Annotated in this window: 26 protein-coding genes and 3 pseudogenes; 14 read left to right on the top strand and 15 right to left on the bottom strand. The window is 67.0% G+C overall.

Translation table 11 applies throughout. The features are described 5' to 3' along the window. Positions 1 to 131 precede the first annotated feature (131 nt). Positions 132 to 1,766, bottom strand: a complete 1,635-nt coding sequence (locus CLV54_RS15110; protein WP_245861762.1) for a M20/M25/M40 family metallo-hydrolase — start codon at positions 1,764 to 1,766, stop codon at positions 132 to 134. Positions 1,767 to 2,390: 624 nt separating this feature from the next. Here CLV54_RS15110 and nrdH point away from each other — a divergent pair. From nrdH to nrdF, 4 genes are read left to right on the top strand one after another with little or no spacing between them, the layout of a single operon-like run. Then, positions 2,391 to 2,624: a glutaredoxin-like protein NrdH gene (gene nrdH / locus CLV54_RS15105; protein WP_100345805.1), complete on the top strand. Its 234-nt coding sequence runs from the start codon at positions 2,391 to 2,393 to the stop codon at positions 2,622 to 2,624. A gap of 12 nt (positions 2,625 to 2,636) precedes the next feature. Continuing rightward, positions 2,637 to 3,038 carry a class Ib ribonucleoside-diphosphate reductase assembly flavoprotein NrdI gene (gene nrdI, locus CLV54_RS15100; RefSeq protein ID WP_100345804.1) on the top strand — a complete coding sequence of 134 codons (402 nt, stop codon included), beginning with the start codon at positions 2,637 to 2,639 and terminating at the stop codon, positions 3,036 to 3,038. Next, complete coding sequence (gene nrdE / locus CLV54_RS15095; RefSeq protein WP_281258190.1) at positions 3,023 to 5,164, top strand: class 1b ribonucleoside-diphosphate reductase subunit alpha; 2,142 nt, start codon at positions 3,023 to 3,025, stop codon at positions 5,162 to 5,164. The genes nrdI and nrdE overlap by 16 nt, the downstream gene beginning before the upstream one ends. A 34-nt stretch (positions 5,165 to 5,198) precedes the next feature. Next, positions 5,199 to 6,176: a class 1b ribonucleoside-diphosphate reductase subunit beta gene (gene nrdF / locus CLV54_RS15090; RefSeq protein ID WP_100345803.1), complete on the top strand. Its 978-nt coding sequence runs from the start codon at positions 5,199 to 5,201 to the stop codon at positions 6,174 to 6,176. Positions 6,177 to 6,472: 296 nt separating this feature from the next. On the opposite strand, the gene CLV54_RS15085 is transcribed toward nrdF, so the two are convergent. Both CLV54_RS15085 and CLV54_RS15080 read right to left on the bottom strand, forming a co-directional pair. Then, positions 6,473 to 6,907 (bottom strand): hypothetical protein, encoded by a 435-nt coding sequence (locus tag CLV54_RS15085; protein ID WP_100345802.1) that lies wholly within the window; start codon positions 6,905 to 6,907, stop codon positions 6,473 to 6,475. Then, positions 6,904 to 7,338, bottom strand: coding sequence for a MarR family winged helix-turn-helix transcriptional regulator (locus CLV54_RS15080; protein WP_100345801.1), 435 nt, complete (start codon positions 7,336 to 7,338; stop codon positions 6,904 to 6,906). The genes CLV54_RS15085 and CLV54_RS15080 overlap by 4 nt, the downstream gene beginning before the upstream one ends. A 61-nt stretch (positions 7,339 to 7,399) precedes the next feature. Between CLV54_RS15080 and CLV54_RS15075 the strand changes: the two genes are divergently transcribed. Next, complete coding sequence (locus tag CLV54_RS15075) at positions 7,400 to 7,873, top strand: MarR family winged helix-turn-helix transcriptional regulator (RefSeq protein WP_100345800.1); 474 nt, start codon at positions 7,400 to 7,402, stop codon at positions 7,871 to 7,873. A 102-nt stretch (positions 7,874 to 7,975) separates the two neighbouring features. On the opposite strand, the gene CLV54_RS15070 is transcribed toward CLV54_RS15075, so the two are convergent. Together CLV54_RS15070 and CLV54_RS15065 are read right to left on the bottom strand one after the other, a co-directional pair. Then, on the bottom strand, positions 7,976 to 8,569 hold the full coding sequence (locus CLV54_RS15070; RefSeq protein WP_100345799.1) for a class I SAM-dependent methyltransferase: 594 nt from the start codon (positions 8,567 to 8,569) through the stop codon (positions 7,976 to 7,978). Next, positions 8,566 to 9,204, bottom strand: coding sequence for a TetR/AcrR family transcriptional regulator (locus CLV54_RS15065; RefSeq protein ID WP_100345798.1), 639 nt, complete (start codon positions 9,202 to 9,204; stop codon positions 8,566 to 8,568). Before CLV54_RS15065 ends, CLV54_RS15070 begins: the two co-directional genes overlap by 4 nt. Positions 9,205 to 9,275: 71 nt before the next feature. On the opposite strand from CLV54_RS15065, the gene CLV54_RS15060 reads away from it, so the two are divergent. After that, entirely contained in the window at positions 9,276 to 10,760 is a 1,485-nt protein-coding gene (locus CLV54_RS15060) for an MDR family MFS transporter (RefSeq protein ID WP_245861761.1), read from the top strand. Between the two features lie 116 nt (positions 10,761 to 10,876). Beyond that, positions 10,877 to 10,993: pseudogene (locus CLV54_RS18015) on the top strand (IS3-like element ISAar24 family transposase); the annotation flags it as partial. Positions 10,994 to 11,043: 50 nt separating this feature from the next. Here CLV54_RS18015 and CLV54_RS15055 read toward each other — a convergent pair. Both CLV54_RS15055 and CLV54_RS15050 read right to left on the bottom strand, forming a co-directional pair. Beyond that, positions 11,044 to 11,982, bottom strand: a complete 939-nt coding sequence (locus CLV54_RS15055; RefSeq protein WP_100345796.1) for an SDR family NAD(P)-dependent oxidoreductase — start codon at positions 11,980 to 11,982, stop codon at positions 11,044 to 11,046. Continuing rightward, the gene (locus CLV54_RS15050; protein WP_100345795.1) at positions 11,982 to 12,728 is read right to left on the bottom strand and encodes an SDR family NAD(P)-dependent oxidoreductase; all 747 of its coding nucleotides are present in this window, start codon (positions 12,726 to 12,728) and stop codon (positions 11,982 to 11,984) included. Before CLV54_RS15050 ends, CLV54_RS15055 begins: the two co-directional genes overlap by 1 nt. A gap of 102 nt (positions 12,729 to 12,830) precedes the next feature. Between CLV54_RS15050 and CLV54_RS15045 the strand changes: the two genes are divergently transcribed. Further along, entirely contained in the window at positions 12,831 to 13,454 is a 624-nt protein-coding gene (locus CLV54_RS15045; protein WP_100345794.1) for a TetR/AcrR family transcriptional regulator, read from the top strand. A gap of 105 nt (positions 13,455 to 13,559) precedes the next feature. Here the strand turns inward: CLV54_RS15045 and CLV54_RS15040 are convergent, their stop codons facing one another. Then, positions 13,560 to 14,849: an MFS transporter gene (locus CLV54_RS15040; protein ID WP_100345793.1), complete on the bottom strand. Its 1,290-nt coding sequence runs from the start codon at positions 14,847 to 14,849 to the stop codon at positions 13,560 to 13,562. 22 nt (positions 14,850 to 14,871) lie between these two features. Further along, positions 14,872 to 17,082, bottom strand: coding sequence for a glycoside hydrolase family 3 protein (locus CLV54_RS15035; RefSeq protein ID WP_100345792.1), 2,211 nt, complete (start codon positions 17,080 to 17,082; stop codon positions 14,872 to 14,874). Between the two features lie 79 nt (positions 17,083 to 17,161). On the opposite strand from CLV54_RS15035, the gene CLV54_RS15030 reads away from it, so the two are divergent. Next, the gene (locus CLV54_RS15030; RefSeq protein ID WP_100345791.1) at positions 17,162 to 17,770 is read left to right on the top strand and encodes a TetR/AcrR family transcriptional regulator; all 609 of its coding nucleotides are present in this window, start codon (positions 17,162 to 17,164) and stop codon (positions 17,768 to 17,770) included. Between the two features lie 229 nt (positions 17,771 to 17,999). On the opposite strand, the gene CLV54_RS15025 is transcribed toward CLV54_RS15030, so the two are convergent. The 4 genes and pseudogenes from CLV54_RS15025 to CLV54_RS15015 all read right to left on the bottom strand — a co-directional run bounded on the left by CLV54_RS15025 (position 18,000) and on the right by CLV54_RS15015 (position 19,561). Next, on the bottom strand, positions 18,000 to 18,509 hold the full coding sequence (locus CLV54_RS15025) for a YdeI/OmpD-associated family protein (RefSeq protein ID WP_245861760.1): 510 nt from the start codon (positions 18,507 to 18,509) through the stop codon (positions 18,000 to 18,002). A gap of 98 nt (positions 18,510 to 18,607) precedes the next feature. Then, entirely contained in the window at positions 18,608 to 18,853 is a 246-nt protein-coding gene (locus CLV54_RS17735; RefSeq protein WP_170062004.1) for a hypothetical protein, read from the bottom strand. Beyond that, positions 18,843 to 19,016, bottom strand: a pseudogene (locus CLV54_RS18225) (aldo/keto reductase); the annotation flags it as partial. The pseudogene CLV54_RS18225 and the gene CLV54_RS17735, both read right to left, overlap by 11 nt. A gap of 89 nt (positions 19,017 to 19,105) precedes the next feature. After that, the gene (locus CLV54_RS15015) at positions 19,106 to 19,561 is read right to left on the bottom strand and encodes a VOC family protein (RefSeq protein ID WP_100345921.1); all 456 of its coding nucleotides are present in this window, start codon (positions 19,559 to 19,561) and stop codon (positions 19,106 to 19,108) included. Positions 19,562 to 19,667: 106 nt separating this feature from the next. Here CLV54_RS15015 and CLV54_RS15010 point away from each other — a divergent pair, with 106 nt between their 5' ends. The 3 genes and pseudogenes from CLV54_RS15010 (at position 19,668) to CLV54_RS17600 (ending at position 22,813) form a co-directional block, all read left to right on the top strand. Then, entirely contained in the window at positions 19,668 to 20,702 is a 1,035-nt protein-coding gene (locus tag CLV54_RS15010; protein ID WP_100345789.1) for a helix-turn-helix transcriptional regulator, read from the top strand. Between the two features lie 343 nt (positions 20,703 to 21,045). Next, positions 21,046 to 21,579: pseudogene (locus CLV54_RS15005) on the top strand (aldo/keto reductase); the annotation flags it as partial. 340 nt (positions 21,580 to 21,919) lie between these two features. Further along, positions 21,920 to 22,813, top strand: a complete 894-nt coding sequence (locus tag CLV54_RS17600; protein WP_157803009.1) for a hypothetical protein — start codon at positions 21,920 to 21,922, stop codon at positions 22,811 to 22,813. Between the two features lie 63 nt (positions 22,814 to 22,876). On the opposite strand, the gene CLV54_RS14995 is transcribed toward CLV54_RS17600, so the two are convergent. Further along, positions 22,877 to 23,308: a tautomerase family protein gene (locus tag CLV54_RS14995; RefSeq protein WP_157803008.1), complete on the bottom strand. Its 432-nt coding sequence runs from the start codon at positions 23,306 to 23,308 to the stop codon at positions 22,877 to 22,879. A gap of 104 nt (positions 23,309 to 23,412) precedes the next feature. On the opposite strand from CLV54_RS14995, the gene CLV54_RS14990 reads away from it, so the two are divergent. Further along, on the top strand, positions 23,413 to 23,985 hold the full coding sequence (locus tag CLV54_RS14990; RefSeq protein WP_100345786.1) for a TetR/AcrR family transcriptional regulator: 573 nt from the start codon (positions 23,413 to 23,415) through the stop codon (positions 23,983 to 23,985). A 40-nt stretch (positions 23,986 to 24,025) separates the two neighbouring features. On the opposite strand, the gene CLV54_RS14985 is transcribed toward CLV54_RS14990, so the two are convergent. After that, on the bottom strand, positions 24,026 to 24,760 hold the full coding sequence (locus CLV54_RS14985; RefSeq protein ID WP_100345785.1) for an alpha/beta fold hydrolase: 735 nt from the start codon (positions 24,758 to 24,760) through the stop codon (positions 24,026 to 24,028). Between the two features lie 158 nt (positions 24,761 to 24,918). On the opposite strand from CLV54_RS14985, the gene CLV54_RS14980 reads away from it, so the two are divergent. Beyond that, on the top strand, positions 24,919 to 25,617 hold the full coding sequence (locus CLV54_RS14980; protein WP_157803007.1) for a TIGR03769 domain-containing protein: 699 nt from the start codon (positions 24,919 to 24,921) through the stop codon (positions 25,615 to 25,617). Positions 25,618 to 25,729: the final 112 nt, after the last annotated feature.

Genomic DNA, 25,729 nt, shown 5'->3' with positions numbered 1-25,729 from the left:
CTCGGCCTCGGGAGGCGCGACGGCGCGGGCCGGAGGGAGGCCCGCGCCGCCGCCGGCGACGCACCCTCAGGAGTGCGTCGCGACGCCCGCCCGTGGGGGTGGGCCGTCGGTGCCGCGACGGGGGTCGCGGGCTAGTCGTCGCTCCTCGTGACCCGGTGGTCCCTGCGCACCCGCGCGATCGCGATCGCGGCGAGTCCGAGCACCGCCAGGAGTGCGGCGATCCCGCCCACGGCGGGAGCCTCCGCGCCGGTGGCCGGCAGCCGCGCGGGGCCTGCGACCGGCACGGCGGGGTCTGCGGTCGGCTGCGTCGTGGGATCGGGCGTCGGCTCCGCCGGGGGCAGCACGCCGTTGATCGCCGAGGTGTCGTCGGCGAGGGCCGCGGTCGCGAAGGCCATCGCGCCGAGCGAGATGCCGAGCGCCTCCTGGTTCACGTTCGCCAGGTCGTCGCCGGCGGTGTGGTAGTTCTGGTCGTGCTGCTCGCCGACGACGCCCCCGAAGAGTGCCGCCTCGGCATCCGTCTTCACACCGTCGGCACCCGTGAACAGGCCGGACGCGGGCACGCCGTTGGCGATGAAGCCGTCGTAGTCGGAGCGGCCGTCGAAGGCCGTGTCGATCCACGGCTGGCCGATCGAGTCGAAGTAGTCGGTGAAGACGGCCTCGGTGGCGATCGAGCCATCGGGCACCTCGACGGGCGCCTCGAAGCTGGACTGGTCGGCGTCGTACACGCTGATCACGTAGTTCGGCGAGGCGACCATGTCGAAGTTGAGGTAGGTCGCGATCTCCTCGAGCTCCCGGGGGTCGTTCACCGCGAGGTCGTCGGTGTAGTGGTACGAGCCGAGGAGCCCGACCTCCTCCGCGCCCCACCAGGCGAACCGCACCTGGTTGTTGAGCTCCCCGGACGCCGCGAGCTGCTGCGCGATCTCGAGGATCGCCGCCGAGCCCGAGCCGTTGTCGTTGATGCCGGGGCCCTCGGGAACGCTGTCGAGATGCGCGCCGAGCATGACCGTGTTGTCGCTGCGGCCCGTGGGGGTCTCGGCGAGCACGGTGAAGGTCGGCACCGTCGAGGTCACCTCCTGCACGTTCAGGGCGACGGTCACCGGGGCGTCGAGCTCCGCGAGCACCGCCTCGCCCTCCGCCTGGGTGATGCCGACCGAGGGGATGTACTCCGGCAGCTGCGGGGCGATGGTGCCGTTGAGGTCGCCGTCCTCGTTGTTGTAGACGAGGATCGCGGCCGCGCCGAGGCCCGCCGCCGTGAGCGTCTTGTCGGAGAAGTTGCACTCGCCGCGGCTGACGACGGCCACCCAGAGCTCGGCCGGGGGAGTCACGCCCTCCCAGGCGGCGTCGCTGCAGCCGAGCGGATCGGCGGGGGCGAGGGCCACGCCCTCGATGCCGCCGTCGGGGGTCGCGGTCGTGCCCTCGAAGGGGATGCCGACGACGGGGATCGCGGCCGCGCCGATCACGGCGAGCTCGTACTCGGTGATCTCTTGTGTGACGGCGTCGAAGGGCTGGCGGCTCGTGGTGTAGCCGGCCTCCCGGAGGGTCTGCTCGACGTAATGCGCACTCGCCTCGTATCCGGGGGTGCCCACGGCCCGGTTGCCGCCGTTCGCGTCGGCGATGGCCTGGAGCTCGGCCAGATGCTCCATGACCCCGTCGACGGTCACCGCTTCGACGAAGGAGGTGGGGTCGACGGATGCCGCGACCGCCGCCGTGGGGATCCCGCCCACGACGAGGCCGACGGCAGCCGCCCCGATTCCGGTGAGTGCCAATGCGCTTCTCTTCACGTCGGTGTGCCTTTCGCGTCTGTGCCTTTTCTATGGACGGTCTCTGACGAGGCTGTGCCGCGAGCCTAGCGGCACCCGAACGGGGGGTGAAGGCCTGGAGGCAAAGTCGTGCGGGGCGGATGGCGACGACGGGACGCCGGCGAGATGTGCGGCGACACGTGAAAGTGACGCGTGCGGCGACACGCCGCGACACTTCTGTGCAGAAAAAAATCGCTGGGGAATCGGTCCTGTGGATAACGCGTCGACACCCCCGAAATGGCGGGGCTGCGGCATCCGCGGGCTGTTGAAAACCGTGGGGGCGGACGGTGGATAACTACACAAATGTAATTACTGCATCTAGTGATGGGTGTGTTGTCGAACCACTAGATGTAGTATTGATAGTCCCAGGTCGAACGGGGAACGAGTCCCGGTTGAAGCGTGAGAACAGCGGCAGGACGACGGCGAGAAGGCAAGCGCTGAAACGACAGAGAACGCCGCAGTCGGAACGCCCTGCAGAACAGTGCAGACCGCCACTCGAAGCTCGACTCTGAGGCACGGGGGACATCACGGTCCGCTCGTGAGCACGACAACAGTTTTTCTTTACGGGATTTACGGGAGAGGCCAGAAGACATGGCGATTACGGTTTACAGCAAGCCCGCGTGCGTTCAGTGCAACGCGACCTACCGCGCCCTCGACAGCAAGGGCATCGAATACGAGATCTTCGACGTCACCGCCGACGAGCACGCGCTCGAGACGGTCAAGGAGCTGGGCTACCTCCAGGCTCCCGTCGTCATCACCGACGAAGACCACTGGTCGGGCTTCCGCCCCGACAAGATCGCCGAGCTCGCGGCGCGCCTGGCCTGACCACCCGGAGCAATGACTCAGCTCATCTACTTCTCGAGCGTCTCGGGTAACACCCATCGCTTCGTCGAGAAGCTGGGCCGACCCGCAGAACGCATCCCGCTCTACGCCCGCGAGCAGCCGCTCCTGGCGTCGGAGCCCTACGTGCTCGTCCTCCCCACCTACGGCGGCGGAGACGGGAACGGCGCCGTACCCAAGCAAGTGATCAGGTTTCTCAACGACGAGCGCAACCGGTCGCTCATCCGCGGGGTCATCGGCGCCGGCAACACCAATTTCGGAAAGGCCTACGCCCTGGCCGGCGACATCGTCGCGACCAAGTGCACGGTTCCCCACCTCTATCGCTTCGAAGTATTCGGAACTCCGGATGATGTGCGCATCGTCCACGAAGGATTGGACTCCCTGTGGAAACAACATTGATCGAGGCTCCCAAAGTGGAGCTCGACTACCACTCGCTCAACGCCATGCTCAACCTCTACGGTGACAACGGCGAGATCCAGTTCGACAAAGACCGGGAAGCCGCGAAACAGTACTTCCTGCAGCACGTCAACCAGAACACGGTGTTCTTCCACAACCTGCGCGAGCGCCTCGACTACCTCATCGAGAACGAGTACTACGAGCGCGCCGTCATCGAGCGCTACCCCTTCGAGTTCATCGAGAAGCTCAACGACCTCGCCTACTCGAAGAAGTTCCGCTTCCAGACCTTCCTCGGCGCCTTCAAGTACTACACCTCCTACACGCTCAAGACCTTCGACGGCAAGCGCTACCTCGAGCGCTTCGAGGACCGCGTCGTCATGACGGCCCTCGGCCTCGCCGACGGCGACGAGCAGCTCGCGATCCAGCTCGTGGAGGAGATCATCGCCGGCCGCTTCCAGCCCGCGACCCCCACCTTCCTCAACACGGGCAAGGCCCAGCGCGGCGAGCTCGTCTCCTGCTTCCTGCTGCGCATCGAAGACAACATGGAGTCGATCGCCCGCGGCATCAACTCGGCTCTGCAGCTCTCCAAGCGCGGCGGCGGCGTGGCCCTGCTGCTCTCCAACATCCGCGAGGCCGGTGCGCCGATCAAGCAGATCGAGAACCAGTCCTCGGGCATCATCCCCGTGATGAAGCTGCTCGAAGACTCCTTCAGCTACGCCAACCAGCTCGGCGCGCGCCAGGGCGCCGGCGCCGTCTACCTGCAGGCGCACCACCCCGACATCATGCGCTTCCTCGACACCAAGCGCGAGAACGCGGATGAGAAGATCCGCATCAAGACGCTCTCCCTCGGCGTCGTCGTGCCCGACATCACCTTCGAGCTCGCCAAGAAAGACGAGGACATGTACCTGTTCTCGCCCTACGACGTCGAGCGCGTCTACGGCGTGCCCTTCGGCGACATCTCGGTGAGCGAGAAGTACTACGAGATGGTCGACGACCCGCGCATCAAGAAGTCGAAGATCAAGGCGCGCGACTTCTTCCAGACCCTCGCCGAGATCCAGTTCGAGTCGGGCTACCCGTACATCATGTACGAAGACACCGTCAACAAGGCGAACCCGATCAAGGGCCGCATCAACATGTCGAACCTGTGCTCGGAGATCCTCCAGGTCAACACGCCGACCACCTACAACGTCGACCTGTCGTACGACCGGATCGGCAAGGACATCTCCTGCAACCTGGGCTCGATGAACATCGCCCTCGCGATGGACTCGCCCGACTTCGGCCGCACCGTCGAGACCGCGATCCGCGGCCTCACCTCCGTCTCCGACCAGAGCCACATCACCTCGGTGCGCTCCATCGAAGACGGCAACGACCGCACCCACGCGATCGGCCTCGGCCAGATGAACCTGCACGGCTACCTCGCCCGCGAGCGCATCCACTACGGCTCGGAGGAGGGGATCGACTTCACGAACATCTACTTCTACACGGTGCTGTACCACGCGATCCGTGCCTCCAACAACCTCGCCATCGAGCGCAAGCAGGCCTTCGAGGGCTTCGAGGACTCCACCTACGCGTCCGGCGAGTTCTTCACGAAGTACACCGAGCAGGAGTGGGTGCCGGCGACGGCCCGCGTGGCCGAGCTGTTCGAGACGGCGGATGTCGCCATCCCGACGCAGGCGGACTGGGCGGCGCTCGCGGCATCCGTTCGAGAGCACGGCATCTACAACCAGAACCTGCAGGCCGTTCCGCCGACGGGCTCGATCTCGTACATCAACAACTCGACCTCGTCGATCCACCCGATCGCCTCGAAGATCGAGATCCGCAAGGAGGGCAAGCTCGGCCGCGTCTACTACCCGGCGCCGTTCATGACGAACGACAACCTCGAGTTCTACGAAGACGCCTACGAGATCGGCTACGAGAAGATCATCGACACCTACGCCGCGGCCACGCAGCACGTCGACCAGGGTCTCTCGCTCACCCTCTTCTTCAAAGACACCGCCACCACGCGCGACATCAACCGGGCCCAGATCTACGCCTGGAAGAAGGGCATCAAGACGATCTACTACATTCGTCTGCGCCAGATGGCCCTCGAGGGCACCGAGGTCGACGGCTGCGTCAGCTGCATGCTCTAACCCCACCCGAACCCTATAGACGCGGACGCGAATCATGACCCCTGAAAAGCTCAAGCTGGTCAGCCACGTGCAGGCCATCAACTGGAACAAGATCGAAGACGAGAAGGACGTCGAGGTCTGGAACCGGCTCGTCAACAACTTCTGGCTGCCGGAGAAGATCCCGCTGTCGAACGACGTGCAGTCGTGGAACACCCTGACGCCGGATGAGCAGCAGCTCACCATGCGGGTGTTCACCGGCCTCACCCTGCTCGACACGATCCAGGGAACCGTGGGCGCCGTCTCGCTCATCCCGGATGCGATCACCCCGCACGAGGAGGCCGTCTACACGAACATCGCGTTCATGGAGTCGGTGCACGCGAAGTCGTACTCCTCGATCTTCTCCACCTTGAGCAACACGAAGGACATCGACGAGGCGTTCCGCTGGTCGGTCGAGAACCCGAACCTCCAGAAGAAGGCCGACATCGTCCTCGACTACTACCGGGGTGACGAGCCTCTCAAGCGCAAGGTGGCATCCACCCTGCTCGAGTCGTTCCTGTTCTACTCGGGCTTCTACCTGCCGATGTATTGGTCCAGCAGAGCGAAGCTCACCAACACGGCCGACATGATCCGCCTGATCATCCGGGATGAGGCCGTGCACGGCTACTACATCGGCTACAAGTTCCAGAAGGGCCTCGAGCGCGTCTCGCAGCAGGAGCGCGACGAGATCAAGGACTACACCTTCAGCCTGCTCTACGAGCTCTACGACAACGAGGTGCAGTACACGCAAGACCTCTACGACTCGGTCGGCCTGACCGAGGACGTCAAGAAGTTCTTGCACTACAACGCCAACAAGGCTCTGATGAACCTGGGCTACGAGGCCATGTTCCCGAAGGCCGTCACCGACGTGAACCCGGCGATCCTGTCGGCCCTCTCGCCGAACGCCGACGAGAACCACGACTTCTTCTCGGGCTCGGGCTCGTCGTACGTGATCGGCAAGGCCGTGGTCACGGAAGACGAGGACTGGGACTTCTGAGGTCTGTGATCCGACCTGGCCCTGAAAAGGGCTGGTAGAGGCCCGGATCTGCACGTTTCTGCAGATCCGGGCCTCTTTTTGTGCCTTCTCCGACAGAACAAGAACAGGAGGGGCGAGCTCCTGGCGCAGTCATCGATCAACACGCTCGTCGCATTGACCCGGGGTATTCGCATGCTCGGCCCGCTTAGCCGATGCCGCGGAGCGCCCGAGGGTTGTGGTCAGGACCGTGAGGCTGCGCAAGCCGCATCGCCACAGGGGATGCCCGGGGCCGGCCCCGGTTGGCGGGTGGCGCTGGACTAGGTGGCTGTGGCGGGGGAGCCGGTCACGCGTGTGGCGATAGCGGTGCGTGCGAGGGCGACGACGATCCCGACTCCGGCGAGAGCGAGGATGCCGGGCGTGAGGAGTCCCGCCGCAGTGCTGTCGCCACTCACGATGGACAGGCCAGGGCCGGCGGCCGCAGCGGCGATGCCGAGCAGGATGTCCAGGACGACCCGAGCAGCCGTCGGGAGGACGGGCTGGAGGATTGCCAGGATGATCGCGCCCGCGACGAAGACGTTGAGGGCGGGGACGACGGTCGCCTGGCCGGAGGAGAACCCGTTGTCGCCGATGGCGGGCCAGGAGCCGTCGGGGATCAGTGCGGCGAGCGTGAACGCGATTGCGGCGTAGAGCACGATTGCGGCGACGGCGAGGAGGAGGCGGCGCCAGAGGCGGTACCGGATGCGGCCGCTCATGCGTTGTCCTCCAAGTTCGCGATCATCGCCTGGAGATTGGCGATGGTGCGGTCGTACTCGCCGTCGGCGAGGCCCCGGACGGTGAGATCGCGCGTCGTCTGCACGTCTTCGGCCAAGCTGTCGAACAGGGTCCGGCCGGCGCCCGTGAGCTCGTACACATCGCTCGTTGACGTGACCAGGCCCAGTTTCGCGAGCGGGTCGAGGTGCTGTTTCGCCGTCTCGCCTGCGGCCTGATCGAGGAAGGGCGCGACCGCGGTGTTCAGGGCGTCGAGGGTGGTGGGTCGTTCGGCGAGGGTGTGGAGCAGCTGCCACTGGCGGCGAGTGATGTCGCGCGTGCCGAGGGTTCGCTCGAACCGTTCGTTGACGAGGTTGTCCAGTTTGCGCAGGAGCAGGCCGATCGGAGGCTGATCCCGTCTATCGGTTGTATTCATACAACTATCCTGCTCACACGGCTTATGATTGTCAAGTGACAACTGTTGTAGTATTGCAGTCATGTCGAAGCGCGAGCCGGAGGATGTGGTCGAACGAGCGCTCGTGCGTATCCGCCGGGACCAGCAAGCACGCCGCCTGCATCGCACGAGGGCGAACGGCGATCCCGCTGCCGCCTCCCCGGCCAGCGCCGCCCGCTTCCGGTACCTCGACGCCCTCGAGGATGCCGAGCAAGGGATGGCGATCTCCGAGATCGGCGAGGCGATCGGCGTCGATCGCCCCCGGGCCAGTCGGCTGACGACCGAGTTGCTCGACGACGGACTCATCGAACGCCAGCCCAACCCCGACGACTCGCGCTACGCTCTGATCCGCCTCACCGTGCAGGGCAAGGCGCTCGTGAACGATGTGCACCGCACCCGCCAGGTTGCCGTGGCCGAAGCGCTGGCCGGATTCACGCCCGACGAATCCCGCGTCTTTGCCGAGCTCCTCGACCGATTCGTCACCGCATGGCCGCGGGATGACCACCATCCTGAGTGAGCAGAACGGCTGGCGCGAGTAGAGCTGGGCTGTGTGTTCGGCTCGGGAGCTGAACCTGCACTCGACCCCTTGCGCGCACGGACTTCCTGCTGAGGAGCGGGCTCAGGGCAGCCGGTGCGCCCGGATGACGATGTCGTTCAGGGTCATGCCGCGGGCGTGGCGTGTGCGGGTCTCGGCGGTGCGCAGGTCCCACTCGGTGTCGTCGAGCATCGCACGGACCGACTCCGGAGAGGCAGTGGCCTGTGCAGGATGGTGGCCGTGGCCACCGTGCGGAGCACCGTGGGCATGACCGACGATGAACAGCGCCCCGCCGGGGGTCACCCAGCGGGAGATGCGCCGGTAGAACTCGACCTGTGGAATCGTGGGGTGCGCGTAGAAGGTCGTGACGAGGTCGTAGGTCGTCTCGGGTTCCCAGCGGGTGAGGTCGGCCTCGATCCAACGTACGGACCGCACATCCGTGGGCGCGCGTGACGCTGCGCGTCGAAGGGCTTCGGCGGAGATGTCGACGGCGGTGACCTCCCAGTCACGTGTGGCAAGCCACAACGCCTCGGCGCCTTCTCCGCTCCCGGCATCGAGCGCGGTGCCGGGAGTGAGGGAACTGAGCTCGGTATCGAGGGCCGGGTGCGGTGGCATCCCACCTCCCTCGGCGCTGCCCCAGTGCGCTTCCCAGTAGGCCTCGTCGAAGGTGTGCGTCATGGGGTGGGCTCCTGGATCGCCTCGCGCAGCGCGGTGCGCACCCGGGTGTAGATGTCCGTGAGCGACGCGGGGTGCTCGGGCTCGGCGTCCACCGCACGGACCCACTCATCGAAACTCAGCCGCATCCCAAGCGAGAACGACTCGGCGACGGCGTGCGCATCCAGGGGTGCCAGGCCGGCGTGCTCGGTCAGCCGCTCGGCCAGATGCGCGGTGAGCCTGGCATCGCGTTCGAGGCCCGCGGCGAGCAGCGCGGGGTACTGCCGCATGAGACGGCGTACGCGCAGGAACCTGTTGTGCCCCTCGTGGTCCTCATCGAAGAGGACGGTCATAGGCTCCCACGCCCCCTCCAGATCGCCGAGTGGGCGCTGCGGGTTGGCGGACCCGGCCGCCGAGAGGAGTTCCGCTTCGAGGCCCGCGTCGTCGACGAGGACAGCCGCCTCCTTCGTCGCGCAGTGGCGGAAGAACGTGGTGCGGGAGATGCCCGTGGCCGCGGCGATGTCATCGATGGTCGTGGCCTGGAAGCCGTTCTGCTCGAACAGCTCCACCGCGGCGAGCGCGATCGCGCGGGCAAGCTCTCGCCTGCGCCGTTCACGGAGATCGGGGACAGAAGTCTCCGCCGGGGAATAGTGCGCCATGATGCTATGTTAGCATCCAATACGAATAAGGTACTTAGTACCAACACCACACTTAGTAACAGGAGATGTCGATGACCATCCTTGCGCCGCCAGCCGCCCCGACCTCGACACGCACAGGGCCTGCGATCGTTCTGCTGCTCGTCTCCGCGTTCGTCGTGGTGCTGAATGAGACGGCGATGGGGGTCGCGATCCCGCACATCATGGACGGCTTCGGGGTTTCCGCGGCGCAGGCGCAGTGGTTGACGACGGCGTTCATGGTGACGATGGCGGTCGTGATCCCGGTCACCGGGGTGCTTCTCCAGCGCTTCACGCTGCGTCGGAACTTCTTCACGGCGATGGGGCTGTTCGCGGTCGGCACGGCGATCGCGGCGTTCGCGCCCACCTTCGAGGTGCTGCTGGTCGCCCGCGTCGTGCAGGCGTGTGGCACCTCGATCATGCTCCCGTTGCTGTTCACCACGGTCATGCAGTTGGTGGCTCCCGAGCGGCGTGGTCGGACGATGGGTCTGGTCACCATCGTCACCGCGGCGGCGCCCGCACTTGGACCAACGGTGTCGGGGGTGATCGTTTCGGCGCTGGGGTGGCAGTGGGTGTTCATCCTGGTGCTGCCCGCCGCGGTGCTCGCGGTGATCGGTGGTGCTGTGTGGCTGCGGAACGTGACTACGACGATGCCGGCCCGGTTCGACGTGCTCTCGGTGGTGCTGTCCGCGGTCGGCTTCTCCGGCGTCATCTATGGGCTGGCCAGTATCGGCGAGCAGGCAGGCCAGGTAGGTGGTGTCCCGATCTGGATCCCGCTCACCATCGGGGCCCTTGCCCTGCTCGCCTTGGTGATGCGACAGCTCGCGTTGCGGAACACGGATCGGGTGCTGCTGGACGTCCGGGTCTTCTCGGAGCGACTGTTCACGGTGTCCACGGCGATGATCGTGGCGGTCTCGGTGTCCTTGTTCGGGTCGCTCATCCTGCTGCCCCTGTACGTGCAGCAGGTGCTCGGTGAGCCCGCTTACGTCGCCGGCCTCGTGCTGCTCCCCGGTGGACTGCTCTCCGGAGCGCTCGCGCCCTTCATCGGCATGGCCTACGACACGGTTGGCCCGCGCACGCTGATCCTGCCCGGTGCGGTGATCGCCACGGGCGTGATGTTCCTGTTCTCCACGCTCGGTGCGAGCACCCCGGTCTGGCTCGTCGTCGCCATCCACATGCTGCTCAGCATAGGAACGGCACTGATGATGACTCCGCTGATGACCACCGCGCTCGGGTCCGTGGCTCCTAGGCTCTACCCGCACGCGAGCGCGATCGTGAACACCCTGCAGCAGGTCGCCGGTGCCGCCGGGACGGCCCTGTTCGTCACGCTGTTCACCGTCGTGTCCACAGCGACCGTCGCCCCGGACGGCCTCTCCGGACTTGCGGACGGCGTCGACACCGCCTTCCGGATCGGCGGGTTCATCAGCATCGCCGGCATCGTTCTCGCGCTCTTCCTCCGCAAGCCCACCCCGGTACCGCAGAGCGCACCCGAAGACCCCGCGACCCAAAACTCTGACATGGAGAGCGAGACTCCCGCATGAACACCCTCACCCAGGAGGTTCTGACCCAGCCGTCTGACGGACCCGATGCGCGAAGACGGTCCCCGGCTGGATGCCGGTGAGGTTCGCGCTCGGGAATCAGGTGCATCCAGTGGGAGAGGATCCGCTCCGCAGGATCGTCGCTCTCGTCCGGTTCCGTGGGCGACGGGCTCGGCAACGCGATGATGGAGTCGTTCCGGTCATCGCTGCAGATCGAGATCCTCAACCGGAAGGAAGACACGACAGCCCGCCCGCCCTCAGGGCATGTCGCAGAGCGCAGGCGAGCTCAGACGGCCAGCTGGAGGCCCAGCTCCTTCGTCGTGCGCTCCCAGAGATCCTGCGCGAGACGCGTGTCGGTGAAGGCGCCGCGCATCGGGTCGAGGCGCGGCGGCCGGCTGCCCGTCGCGGAGCCGGGCCCCCACAGCTGTCCTCCTTGGGCGGCGGGGTCGAGGGCGGCTCTGACGGCGGGCCAGGCTGCGTGGTCTTTTCCTTGCACGAAGGGGCGCATCACGATGGCGCCTCGTCGTTGGCGGGCGGTGTGCTCGAAGGCGGGTGCGCGGTCGGGGGTGAGGCCGTCGATCGCGCCGCCGGGGTGGGCTATGAGGCTGATTGTTGTGCTGTTCGCGGCGCGGAGTCGGCGGTCGAGTTCGCGGGCGAAGAGCATCTGGGCGAGTTTGGAGGTTCCGTAGGTGCGGAATCCCCGGTACGTCTCGTGGTGCTGTTCGAGGTCGTCGAGGTGGATGCGTCCCATCCGCTGCGCGACGCTCCCCATCGTGACCAGCCGCGCGCCGGGCGTGTCGGCGAGGTGGGGGAGTGCGGCGGCGATCAGTTGGGCGTTGCCGTAGTGGTTGGTGCCGAACACGAACTCGTGTGCGTCGGTCGTCTCTTTGCGCTGCTTCTGTGTCAGTGCGGCGGCGTTGAGGATCAGCCCGTCGACGCGGTGGAGTGCACCGATCTGGTCGCCCGCGCTGCGGGCGGACTCGAGTGAGGAGAGGTCCAGCGGAATGTATTCCAGGCGTGCGTCGGGCACGGTCTGCGTGATGGCTTGCATCGCGAGGCGTGCTTTGGCCTCGCTGCGGGACGCGAGCACGATGGTCGCGCCCGCGCCGGCGAGTTGTTCGCTGATGAAGTAGCCGATGCCGGCGTTGCCGCCGGTGACGACGAATGTCTTGCCGCGCGCGTCGGGCAGTGTGGTCGGGTTCCAGGGGGTGACGTGTTCGGTCATCAGATGGCCGTGGATCCGCCGTCGATGGGGATGATCGCCCCGTGGATGTGCGCGGCGGCGGGGCCGGCGAGGAACGCGACCAGGCCGGCGACCTCGTCGGCGGTGCCGGGGCGTCGGTCGGGGTGCTGCTGTGTGAGGGCCTCCAGGTGCTCCCGATACGACGCGTTGTCCTCGGTCACGGTGGGGCCCGGGGCGATCGCGTTGACGCGGATGCCTGCAGGGGCGAGCTCGTCGGCCCAGGACCGGGTCAGGGAATGCAGCGCAGACTTGCTGGCGCCGTAGAGGCCGGCAAGGGCCATGCCGACCGTTCCCGCGTTGGAGCCCATGTTCACGATGACGCCGGTTCCGCGCTCCTTCATCCCCGGGACCAGCCCGGCGGTGAGGACGATCGGCGCGGCCACGTTCACCGCCAGCGCCGTGGCGAGCTGAGCATCGGTCACCGCGAGCATCGACTGGCCGGGGATCAGCGCTGCGGCGTTGTTCACGAGGATGTCGACCCCGCCGTTCACGGCCAGAGCATCCGCAGCCAGGGTCCTGACGGCATCCGGTCCTGCGGCGAGGTCCGCGATGACCGCCTGCGCCGTTCCGCCCGCCGCACGGATCCGCTCCACAACGGCGTCGGCACGGGCACGGTCGCGGCCGTGTACCAGGACGAACGCCCCGTCGGCTGCGAGCCGGAGAGCGATCGCCTTCCCGATTCCGTTCGTTGCGCCGGTCACCAGGGCGGTCTGCGTCTTCACTGTCATGGGGTGTCGTTCTCCTGAACATGCTCGATAAGTCTGGACTCTTGCGTCCACTATGGCCCCGAAGATATGGACTGTCAAGTCCAGAAATGGTAGGGTCGTCCTATGACGACTGCGAAGGGCGCCGCGACCAGGACGCGCATCGTGGATGCCGCCGTGGACGTCCTCGTGCGCGGAGGCCGGGAGGCGGTCAACCTCGACGAGATCCTTGCGACCACCCGCACGAGCAAAGGACAGCTGTTCCACTACTTCCCCGGAGGAAAGCAGGAGCTGATCCGGGTCGCGACCGAGCAGCAGATCCAACGCCTCGCGATCGAGTCGACCGAGCGGCTCGACACCTTCGAGGCGTGGCAGCGGTGGATCGACGAGATCATCCGCCTGCACCGGCTTCAAGCTCGCGACGACGCCTGCGAGGTGGCTGCCCTCGCCGGGCGCATCCTCGGTCCGGATCCGGTCGAGCGCACCCTGCTCGGCACCAACTTCGCCGCCTGGCACGCCCGCTTGGCGAGCGGGCTCGTGGCTATGAAGGAGTCCGCTCTGCTCCGTGAGGACGCGGACGCCGACGCGATGGCGGCACTGTTCGTGACGACCCTGCAGGGCGGCGCCGTGGTCGACAAGGCGACCGGCACCCTGAATTACCTCGAGGCATCTCTCCGCGCGACCCTCGACTACCTGCGCGGTTTCGCTCGCCGCGACGAGGTGCACCGACCCGGATCGTCGTCGACGTAGGGGTGCCTCCGGGGTCGAGTTGGAATGATTGGACTGTCAAGTCCATCTCTCTGTTCCGACCCGTGATGGGCGGTCTGTGTTCGCCGTCACCGAGGACGCGGGGTCTCAGCGTACTGATTTGATCGGCGCGATGGCGAACGCGCCGACCGCGCAGACGGCGGCGGCGACGATGAAGATCGGGGTGAACCCGAATCCGACGCCGATCAGGACGGACGCGGCGAAAGGGGCGAGGATCTGCCCGCCGGTGTTGGCCATGTTGAGGATGCCGAGGTCTTTGCCGCGGCTCGCCTCGTTGGGGAGGACCTCGCTCATCAGGGCGGCGTCGACGGACGTGTACACGCCCATGCCGAGTCCGCCGAGGACGGCGAACACGAGCAGGGTCCACGGCTCGGCCACGATCAGGGGGAACACCGCGCCCACGCCGATCAGCACGGACGCCACGATGACCGGCGCCTTCCGCCGGCCGAGTCGGTCGGACACCGGCCCGGACACAAGAGCTGCGACGGTCAGGGCGGCGAGGTTGACGAGGGCTGCGAGTGTGATGAACTGCGCGGCCGCGGCGTCGTCCAGGCCCATGTGGTCGGTGAGGATGTAGAGCTGGTAGCCGGACACCATGTAGTAGCCGAGCACGATCAGCAGGCGTCCGACGAGCGCCCAGTAGTAGTCGGGGGCTTTCCGGGGGAAGGAGAAGGTGTCGAACAGTTCCCGACGGGTGAGCTTCCTGCGGGGCTCGTCGTTGTTCGAGAAGTCGGGAGCGATCAGTGCGGCCGCTAGAGGAAGCACGATCACGAACACTGCCAGGGCGAGGAACCCGCTGGAGGGTGCGGCGATGAAGCTGGCGCCGAGGATGGAGCCGCTGGTGGCGCCGACCACGCACCCGAGTCCGTAGACGGCGGAGATGGTGCCGCGGCGCGGAGTCGGGACCCGGTCGGGGACGATGGCGACGAGCGCGGCGATGATCACGTTCTGCGCCATCTGGTAGAGGCACCACCAGAGGATCAGCATCGGGATGCTCTCCGCGGTCGCCAGCAGCGCCATGAACACGCCCGCGGCGACCCCTCCGCCGATGAGCCAGGGGTTGCGGCGTCCGAAGCGGCTTCGGGTGTGGTCGGAGAGGGCGCCGAACAGCACATTCGCCAGCAGGGCGATCACCGACCCCGCGATCGTGATCGTCGCGACGAGGGCGATCTTGTTCGGCTCGTCGATCGCGGCGATCTTCGCCGGCAGGAGCACGGTGGTGGATGCTCCGAACGGGAGCACCCACCCGAATCCGGCGAGGCCGAGCGCGACGCCGAGGCGTCCCATCCCGGTGCGGGAGCGGATCGGGTGGAGGTCGCCGTCGGGCGCGGGCACCGGCGCCAAGGGGGCGGTGGGGTCCAGGGGTGTGGCGGACATCGTCGTCCTCGCTCTCGGGGCTCTACGCCCGGTCGTCCGGGTAGGGGGTGGACAGGGTCAGTGCCGAGGGGTCGCCCGCGTAGGCGGCGACCTCGAGCTCGAGGGTGTCGCTGGCGGGGACGAAGCCGTCGTCGGTCCACCGCTGCAGCGGCCGCGTGGACGCAGCGACGGTCACGGTCTCCGACTGTCCTGCGGTGAGGCTGATCGGTGCGAACCCGAGCAGCACACGGGTCGGGAAGTCGGCGCCGGCATCCAGCGCGCGCCCGTAGACCTCGACCACGTGCCGCCCGCCGCGAGCACCGGTGTTGCTCACGGTCACCTGCACGCGCAGGCTCTCATCGCCCGCCCCGACCACGCTCGCCTCGGAGAGCTCGAACGAGGTGTAGGAGAGCCCGTAGCCGAGCGGGAACGCAGCGGCGTTGCCGTCGCGATCGAGAAGCCGCTGGCCGAACCACTTGTCATAGGTGATCGCGGTCGCGTCGCGGTCGAAGAACGGCAGATGCTCCTCGCTGGTCGGGATGGAGAACGGCAGCCGGCCGGAGGCGTCGACCGTGCCGAGGAGGACGTCGGCCAGCGCGGACCCGCCTTCGCTGCCGGAGTACCAGCTGAGCAGCATCGCGGGGACGCTGTCGCGCCATTCCTCCGTGATCACGGCGCCCGCAGTCACGATCGCAACGACCGTGCGCGGGTTCGCGGCGGCGACGGCGCGGATGATCTCGACGTCCACGGGGCGCAGGCGCAGGCTCTCCCGGTCGCCGCCGGCGCCGGTGCTGCCGACGATGCTCACCTCCGAGCCCGCCAGCTGCTCGAAGTTCGCCACCAGGGCCTGACCGACAGGGCTGTCGTCGGTCGGGGGCAGCATGGTCCACAGGGCCGGATCGGAGAACACGCTGGATCCGATGAACTCCCCCTCGTCTTCCGCGGTGTAGCCGACGACGACGATCGCCGCGTCGGCCCCCGTCGCGGCCGTGGCCGATGCGGTCGCATCGTCGTCGCCAACGGTGACGATCTCCACGCCCGGGAGAGCCCTGGTGATGCCCTGCAGTGGGGTGACGACCTCGGGGGAGTGGACGTCGGAAGAGCCGTGGTCACCCGTGTTCGGGGTGTCGGCGAGACGCCCGATGACCGCCACACGGGAGAGGGACGCGGCATCCAGCGGAAGGAGCGGACGCCCGTCGACCGGTTCGTTCTTCAACAGCACCATGCTGGTCGCCGCGACGGTGCGGGCGAGTGCCCGGTGCTCGGGAGAGAACACCACCTGCAGGCCAGGCTGTTCCTCGACGAGTGAGGCGTAGTGGGACAGCTGGGTGCGGATGATCCGCCGCGCGGCACGATCCACGTGCTCCCAGGACACACGCCCGGTCTCGAGGTCGTCAGGCAGGTGCTGGGCGCGCTGCTGCGCGAACGGCTCCTCGACGTCCAGACCGGCACGCAGGGACTTCCCGGCGTCGCGGAGGCCCCAGATGAAGTCGCTCACCGTGACCCCGGCGAATCCCCACCGGCCGCGGAGGACGCCCTCCATGAGGGTCTCGTTCTCCCCGGCCCACTCGCCGTTGACGGAGTTGTAGGAGGTCATGACCCCGGCCGCGCCCTCCTCGATCACGCGGCGGAAGTGCGGCAGGAACACCTCGTGCAGCGCCGCGTCATCGACAGTCACGTCCACACTGAAGCGGGCGTTCTCCATCGAGTTCAGCGCGAAGTGCTTCACGACCGCCATCACGTTGCGCTGCGTCCCGCGGGTCAGAGCTGCACCGAACTCGCCGAGGAGGACCGGGTCCTCGCCGTAGGTCTCCTGCACCCGCCCCCAGGCGGGGTGCCGGGGCAGGTTGATGCACACGCCGCCGAAGAAGTTCGCTCCCTGCGCCCGCGCCTCACGCCCGATCGCCACACCGACCTGCTCCTCGAGCTCGACGTCCCAGGTCGCGCCGCGCGCCATCGACACCGGGAACGCGGTCGCGCCGCCCATCACCACTCCGCGGGGCCCGTCGGAGAACTTCAGACCCGGGAGACCGACCCGATCGGTCCGACCCATCTCGATCGGCACGTAGTTGTAGCCGTTCTGGAGCATGTCCGCCAACCCGTCCCAGAACGGGACATCGCCGTCGAGCAGGGCGAGCTTCTCCTCGGCGGTCAGCTCGGCGAGCAGGCCCGAGACGGCGTCGTCCAGCCGGTCGGGGTCGTTGCGCACCTGCTCGAGGGCCAAGCTGAACAGGGAAGGGGTCGTCGTTGACATTGCGGGCTCTCTCATCGTCGAAGGGGAACGATTATCTACGAATCGTTAAATAGTTATCTACGAACAGTAAGATAAACACATGAGCAATGCAACCCGCGAGCGGAACACCGGATCGGGCCGTGCTCCACGACGGCGTCTTCGGCCTGAGCAACGGCGGGCGGAGATCATCGACGCGGCCACCCAGCTGATCGCCACCTCGGGGTACTCCGGTCAGTCATTGGCCGGGTTCGCCGCGGCCTGCGGGATGACCAAGCCGGGCCTGATGCACTACTTCCCCAACGCCGAGGCGCTCCTCACGGCCGTGCTCGAACACCGAGACGAGGTCGACATCCTTGCGACCGCGACGCTGCTGGAGCCCACGACCGACGTGACCACGACACGCGAATTCCTCACCCGCCTCGTCCAGCGCAACGCAACCCAGCCACGCATCGTGCAGCTCTACACCGTGCTCAGCGCCGAAGCGCTCGCCCCCGAGCATCCCGCGCACGACTACTTCACCGACCGGCTCGCAAGGAGCCGCGCGGGCTTCGAGAAGTATGTCTTCGCCTGGCATCCCCGGCCTGACCTCTGCGCAATCCAGGTGCTCGCCTTCCTCGACGGCGTGCAGCTCAACTGGCTCCGCGACCCCTCCATCGACCTCGTCGCCCAGTGGGAGTCCTTCGCCGACGGCCTGTTCGGCACCGTCTGACGTCAGCGGGATCGGTGCTGCAGGCAAGCCTTCTCGGCCAGTGGATGCTGACCGCGAAGCCGGCCCGGGCGCGGTGTGCGGCTGCCCGGTGCCCTGCGACAACCACGCACCACCGGCCGGCAACATCGAGCTACGCGGGCCTCCACGGTGCTGAGCACCCGAGTCAGCACTTGTGGCGCGTGACCCCGCCACCACGCCATGGTTCTGACGGAGTGCAGGAGCACGTTCGCTAGACCCTGCGCCCCTGGTCGGAGTTCGGGGGTTTGGCGGTTGCGAGTCGTGCGACGTGGCGGGCGATGCGCGCCGCCCGGACGGTCTCGGTTCCCGCGGTGGCCACGTCGAGCAGTATCGGGTAGCAGGCTGAGCTGCTCAGTGCGGCGAAGGAGGACTCCGCGGTCGGGGTGGCCCGCAGGGCGGCGAGCAGGTCATCGGGCACCTCGATCGTGGCAGCGCCCGGATAGGCTCGATCCCACCGTCCATCCGATCGGGCACGCTCGATTTCCCGATTGCCGCGATCGCGCATCCGACCTGCTTCGATGAGTCTCGTCACGTGGTCGACGTTGCGCTGTGACCACAGGGAGCGGGCGCGTCGCGGGGTGAAGTGCTGACGGTAGGTGGTCTCGTCGATGGCGTTTTTACGACCGTCGATCCACCCGCTGCACAGCGCCTCGTCGAGTGCCTCCGCGTAGGTCAGCGATGTCGGAGTGCGGGTGCCCTTCTTGGCGAGGGTCACCCACACGCCGTCGCTCGTCTCCTCGTTCTCGTCCAGCCATGCGCGCCACGCGGCGTGTCGGCAACGGTCAGCCGATGGGGAACGGAGTCGTCGTTCGGCATTCGTCAGGCGGCGGAGCGGTCATCGGCGGCTCGACGTCGAACCGCGGCGTGGGTGAGGGACGGGGGTGTGTAGCCGATATCGCTGACCCCGACGTCGGTGCCGGGCGGAACGATCTCGTCGATGAGGTCGAGCATGTCATCGCCCAGGATGACGTGTGCTCCGGCGAGGAGGTCGTCGAGTTGCTCGAGCGTTCGAGGGCCGACGATAGCTGAGGTGATCGTCGGGTGCGCGGTGACGACCTCCGCCATAGACGTCGGCGGTGTCCACGAAGTTGATGCCCGCGTCGAGCGCTCGATGGACGATGCGTCGGCAGTCATCCGGGTCGGGCGTGCCTGCGGGGCCGAACATCATCGTCCCCAGGCAGTAGGGGCTTACTTTCAGGCCAGTGCGGCCAAGGGGGCGCATCCGCATGTCGGTGTTCCTTCGTGTTCTCGGATCTACTGCCACTGGGTGGGCAGGAGCGGCGGCGCGGGTGTGGGCCGCGCCGCCGCTGAGGGGCGTCAGGCGGGAGTGACGCTGAAGCTCCAGGTGACCCCGAAGCGGTCGGTGAGCATGCCGAAGCCGGCGCTCCACGCCGACGCGGCCAGCGGTTCGACGATCACGGCATCGACCGCGAGCGCGTTCCAATAGCCCTGGATCTCGTCGAGGGTGTCGGAACCGATCGAGACGAAGAGCGCCTGATCGGTGACCGTGGTGTTGTTCTCTCGACGGGTCGAGCCGCCGCCCGCGATCGATCCGCCGGTCTCGCCGGGGATGTCGTATCCCATCAGGCGGAAGCCGTTCTCCGCCGCGACGAGGCCGAACACGATCTTGTCGGAGCCGGGCAGGTCCGCCGGCATCCCGAACTCGGCGTAGGTGTTGACCACGAGGTGCCCGCCGAACACCGACTGGTAGAAGCCCAGCGCCGCGCGCGCGTCGCCTCGGAAGTTGAGGTGGGTGGTCGTCTGAATCGTCATGTCTTGCTGCTCCTTGAGTAGAACGTCGGCCGCCATCCGGCCCAGAGCTCAAGCGTCACAGGTGAGTAGGTCAAGTTTTGTCCTAGACCGGAACTATTCTTGGGGGATGTCCACCACCACGCGGCTGCTCGACCTGCTGTCATTGCTGCAGACGCGACGCGACTGGCCCGGGTCGCTGCTCGCCGAACGGCTGGGGATCAGTGACCGCACCGTGCGACGCGACATCGACCGACTGCGTGACATGGGCTACAGCATCCACGCCACCATGGGTCCCGACGGCGGCTACCGACTACAGGCCGGAAGCGAGCTGCCCCCTTTGCTGTTCGACGACGATCAGACCGTCGCCCTCGCTGTCGCCTTGCAGACCGCATCGGTCGCTGGAGTGGGCATCGAGGAGGCGGCGGTGAGGGCGCTCGCGACCATCCGTCAGGTGATGCCATCCCGGCTGCGCCATCGCCTGGACGCGCTGGAAGTCATCGCCATCGCGCAGCGCCCCGGCGAGTCGGCCCCGCCCGGTGCTTCCATGGAGGTTCTCGTCTCGCTCGCGGACACGATCCGCGCTCGCGAGGTGCTCCGCTTCGACTACGCCGACCGCGTCGGCGCGTCCGACGAACCCTCACTCCGGCCTCCGCGTCGCGTCGAGCCACACCACATCGTGGCCGCCCAGGGGCGCTGGTATCTGGTCGCATGGGACCTCGACCGCGAGGACTGGCGTCTGTTCAGCGTTGAGCGTGTCGCCCCTCGCACCCCGACCGGACCGCGCTTCACCCCCCGCGACGTGCCCGGCGGCGACGTGCGCGAGTTCGTGTCGGCCCGTTTTATGGGCTCCGACGTGAACGAGTGGCCATGCCGCGGCGCGGTGATCCTGGACCTGCCGGTCGGCGATGTCTTGCCGTTCGTCGGCGATGGCACGGTACACGCCCTCGGGCAGGACCGATGCATCCTCGAGGCCGGATCCTGGTCGTGGGGAGCGCTCGCCGCGTCCTTCGGGCGCTTCGAAGCGCCCATGGACGTAGTCGGGCCACCGGAACTCCTGGATGCGTTCGCCCTTCTCGCCGAGCGTTACGCCGCAACGGCCGCAATCGGCAACGGGTCGAGCGACACAGCGTCGGCGAGCCGAGGGCCGTCAAACGCTCCGTAACGGTCGGACCGGCCGAGGGCTCCCGGGCCGTCCCGAGCACATGGGGCTGGGCTGACGAGGAGTACGATGCGGATCGTGCAACTCGTCCGCATCGGCGGGCTGAAACGGTTCTCATCGCGAGTGGCATGCAGAAGGCACGGCCAGACGACGAGATCGTGGAACCCGCAGGATTCCGCCTCATCCTGGCCCCGAGAAGATGAGGACTGGGACTTCTAGGCGCTCCGATGAAGACGTTGACGATCAGGAACACACAACTGCCCGCATCGAACGTGGTGCTGGGGCTCATGCGGATCGGCGGGCTCGCCGACGAACAGATCCGCACCCTCGTGGGCACGGCGAGGAGGCCTTCGACACGCTGCACGCGGCCGGCAAGGTGCGCAACTTCGGGGTCTCGAACCACACGCCGGGGCAGATCGAGCTGCTCAAGCGCTCGCTCAACCAGCCGCTCGTCGTGAACCAGGTGCAGCTGAGCATCACGCACTCGCCGCTGTTCGCGGCCGGCATCGCGGCGAACATGGCGGGCCTCGACCAGTCGATCGACCGCGACAACGGCCTGCTCGACTACAGCCGCCTCAACGACATGACCCTGCAGGCGTGGTCGCCGTTCCAGAAGGCCTTCTTCGACGGCGTCTTCCTCGGCGACCGCGAGAACTTCGCGGAGCTCAACGACGTGCTCGACGAGCTCGCCGCGGCCTACGGTGTGACGCCGACGGGGATCGCGGTCGCATGGATCACCCGGCACCCGGCGAACATCCAGGTGGTGCTCGGCACGACCACGCCGAGCCGTGTGGTCGAGTCGGCGGCCGGCTCCGAGATCCCGCTCACGCGCGAGGAATGGTACCGGCTCTTCACGGCTGCCGGGCACACCGTTCCCTGAGCGCGCTCCATTAGATGCCGCGTTGGGCGACTGCTGTAATTCACAGTCGGAACTAGGACACACTGAGAAGATGGGTATGAGACACAGCTACCACTGGGTTGTACCTCTGCCTGAGCCCCTGCCCCTTCCCTCCGGAGTTCTGATTCCGGGTGACCATATTGGGATCGCTGCCTGGGAAGGGAGAGGTGTGCTATCGCTGATCCCACTGCTGGCGACCAGACCACACCCTCTGATGCAAGTCAATAACGAGCTCTTCACAGTTGCAGCGTTTCTGCACCCTGAGCTTGCCACCGTAGACAGACAAAGCGTTGGGGGAGAGCCGGACGGGGATTATTCTGCAGTGGAGATCACTGCGGAGTTCGATGGTGAATCTGCATCAGAGTTGGAGCTTTCCGATGCGTTCGACCGTGGAATGGATATGGTCCGGGCCGTTCAGCGTGCGTATTACCTTGCGACGCAAGATGCTGTGTCGCTTATCGTCCGGGAGACGCTTCCGACGATGATTTTGTTTACCCAGAGTCATGACACTGCTGACGTCACTTCGGGAGTGTTCATTACTCATGGCCCAGGCCTTCGGGCCTCCGTGGTGCCCGACTCCCTTTCCCGCGAGCAGTTGGAACGTCTCGGTGGAATACTGAGTCATCTCACGCCTGGCGGGGTGTTCTGGTCATATGCAGATCTCCGTCGAGAAGCTCAGGTGGCCTTATGGTTGCGTGGAGATTATCGAAGTGCGGTTCTCGCCGCAGCAACCGCAGCCGAGGTTTATCTGGACACGGTCCTTCTGCACATGCTTTGGATGGAGGGTGCTGCGCCCGAAGCTGCAGCAGCCGTTTTCAATCGAGGACAATTGGGCTCGCGGGTTCGGCGAGAATATGCGCCTCGTCTTGGTGGTCAATGGGATCTGACGGGTTCTGGCCCCATCGGCGCATGGCATGTGAAGACAGCAGCTCTGCGAAATCGTGTCACCCATGCCGGATACGTTCCCTCGCTCGCTGAGGCGAAGCTGGCGCTAGAAAACGTGCTCAAACTTGAGGTTTACCTCATCGATCTAGTGTGTGCTCCACAAGCACTCGAACGATACATCAAGACTGCATTGGAGATGACCGGGACGCCCGGGATCGAAAGACGAGGTCGATTGAATAAGCGGTTTCAACAACTCATTGATTCGGTTCTTCCTGGTGAGCTGGATATCTTTCACGACTGGGCAGAGACTGTCACATCGCTTCGTACATGATTCCTCAAGTCCCGACTTCGCTTGTTGATCAGGGATCAAATGAAATCGCCTGTGGATATGCGCCTACTGCCCCGAGAGCTCGGCGATCTGGCGACGGGCGGCGAGCACGAGCTCCTCGTTCGTGTGAGCGTGCCCGCCGAGACCCCAGCCGCCCTCGACGGCCTCGGTGAGCAGAACCCACGTGCGGTCGGCGAGCGAGGCGTCGCCCGCGGCATCCGCGACGATGTCGGTGAAGCGGCGCACGACCGCCAGCTGCTTGTCGCGGTCGAGCGCGCCCGCGTTCGTGAGCACCTGCACGCGCACATAGCCGGAGTCGCCGTCGACGTTCGACAGTGAGCCGGCGGGCAGCTCGTGCACAAAAGCCGCGGTGTTCCGACGGAACATCGGGATGTCGGGAACCTGCTCGATCTGCATGAGGGTCGTCGCGAGCCGGGCGGCGAGTGCGTGGGGGTCGGCGACGGTTCCGGCGGTGGCGTAGACATCGATCATGGGCATAAGCGGTTCTCCTCGGGCAATTGCACGGCAACTAAGTATGACGACATACATAGTATGACGTCATGCATAATTATGTCGAGGATCCCGGGGAACGAGGAGGCATCGTGGCAGGCACCGTCAGAGATCGGATGGTCGACAGCGCCATAGTCCTCCTGGCCGAGCGCGGGTTTCAGGCGACATCCTTCTCCGCCGTGCTCGCGGCGTCGAAGGCTCCCCGGGGCTCCGTGTACCACCACTTCCCCGAGGGCAAGAACCAGCTGATCGCCGCCGCGATCGAACTCGCCGGCGACCGCGCCGTGGGCCTCGTCGACTCCCTCGAGGGCTCAGGCGCCGAGGGGATCGTCAACGGCTTTATGGCGATGTGGCGCGCCGTGCTGCTGCGCTCGGACTTCACGGCAGGATGCTCCGTGCTGGCGGTCGCCGTCAGCTCCGACTCCGATGCGCTCATCGAGCAGGCGGGCGCCACGTTCCGGGCCTGGCGCGAGCGGCTCGCCCGGGTTCTGGAGACGGGCGGCATCCCCGCGGCGGCCGCGCCCGGTTTCGCGGCGATGCTCGTCGCGGCCTCGGAGGGAGCCGTTGTGCTCAGCCGGGCGGAGCAGAGCCTCGAGCCGTTCGAACAGGTTCACGCCCAGCTGCTGCTCGCCGCCCGCGCGCAGCAGCACGACGCGTGGAGCTGAGCCCGCGGTAGCTGGGCCGCACCGTGCTCCGGTCGCGCGCCTACTGCAGGCTCGTGCCGCCCGTCGCCTGCTCGTAGCCGTCGAGCAGCAGGCGGGTGAACTCCTCGGGACGCACGACCGAGACCATGTGCGAGGCCCCGGCGACGGTCACGAGCCGGCCCCGAGGGGTCGCGGCGAGAAAACGCCGGGCCTGCAACCGGATGTGGTCGAACCGCCCGTTGACGAAGAGCACGGGCGCCTCGATCCCGCTCAGCCGCTCAACGGGGGCGAGCGTGGGCAGAGCGCGGAGCACGTCATCCATGACCTCGAGGGCCACGCCGCCGTCGAGCACATCGCTCGCGCCGGGCTCCGGCACGAAGAGCCGCACCGTGAAGTCGTTGAGGGCGCGGCCGCGATCGGGGAAGAGGTGGATGCCGCGCGCGAGCACCCGCCAGCCGCCCAGCACGACGGGATGGGGCCGGGTGCCGCTGCCCGCGATCAGCAGCCCGCTCACGCGGCCGGGGTTCGCCGCCGCCCACTCGATCGCGAGGTAGCCGCCGAGCGAGAAGCCCACGAGATAGGGGCGGAGCCCCGAGAAGGTCTGTGCGGACGACACGGCGTCGCCGATCGTGGCGAGGGCCGACTCGAGGGTGAAGCGCTCGCCGAGACGGGAGCCGTGCCCCGGCAGGTCGACGGCGGTCGCCGGGATGCCGCGGGCGTCGAGCGCCGCGAGCTGGGAACGCCACATCGTCGCCGAGGTGCGCAGGCCGTGCACGAGGATGACGGGTGCCGGCATCCCCCGATTGTAGGCGCGACCGGCTTGGGATCCATGTCGTGCTTGCGACTTGTGCGAACGGTATGAGCCTATTATGTTAACGATAATGATTCTCAATAAGGGGATCTCGATTCGCGATGGAGAAATCCACACGAGGAAACAAGGAAATGGGGAGCAACATGACTGTTGCAATTGCCGAACAGGCTCACGCGAAGCGGGGGAGCTCGCGTCGTGGGCTCGCGGTCGGAATCGTCGCCGCGGTGTCCGCGTTGAGTCTCGGTCTCGGGGCGACCGCGGCTTATGCCGCGACGTACGACATCACCTCGGGGCACATCGACGTCGTGCACACGAGCTACGACGCCGACAGCGACGAGATCGTGCTCGACCTCAACAACGAGGGATCCGCCCAGGCGCCGGACGGTCTGATCGATCCTGCCGATGCCGCACTGGTCGTTCCGTTCCATGCCGGCGGGGGAAGCGGGCCGTCGGGGTACATCCTCCCCGACGACGAGACCGTCGCCGCACTGTGGGGTGTTCCGTATGCGGGATTCGCCGCCGGCGAAGACATCCTCGCCTCTGAGGGCGGCCCGTTCGCACTCCACGAGGATCTGAGCTACAACCTCACGGATGTCGACTACACGGCGGGCGCCGGATCGACCGGCACCGGAACGGTCGACATCCGCCAGGGCGGAACGGTCTTCTTCACCGCCGAAGGTCAGAGCCATGCCTTCGACATCACCGGGGAGGACGGCGAGGGCTTCCACGAGCACGCGACGTGGACCTTCTCGCAGCCCGGCACCTACGTGCTGACCTTCACGGTCAGCGCCCCCGGCGGGTACTCGGCGGGAGCGCAGGAGTACACCTTCCTCGTCGGCTGACGCCGGCCGTCGTCGCGTAGCGGCTCGCCCGTCGATATCCGGCGGGCGAGCCGTGCCGTGTGCCCCTGAGAACCAATTAATGATAATGATTACTATTAACCATTAGTATCGA

The organism is Compostimonas suwonensis, from assembly GCF_002797855.1.
GTDB classification, from domain to species: Bacteria; Actinomycetota; Actinomycetes; order Actinomycetales; family Microbacteriaceae; genus Compostimonas; species Compostimonas suwonensis.
Note: the sequence above shows the minus strand (reverse complement) of the source record. Positions and strands in the feature narration are given on the sequence as shown.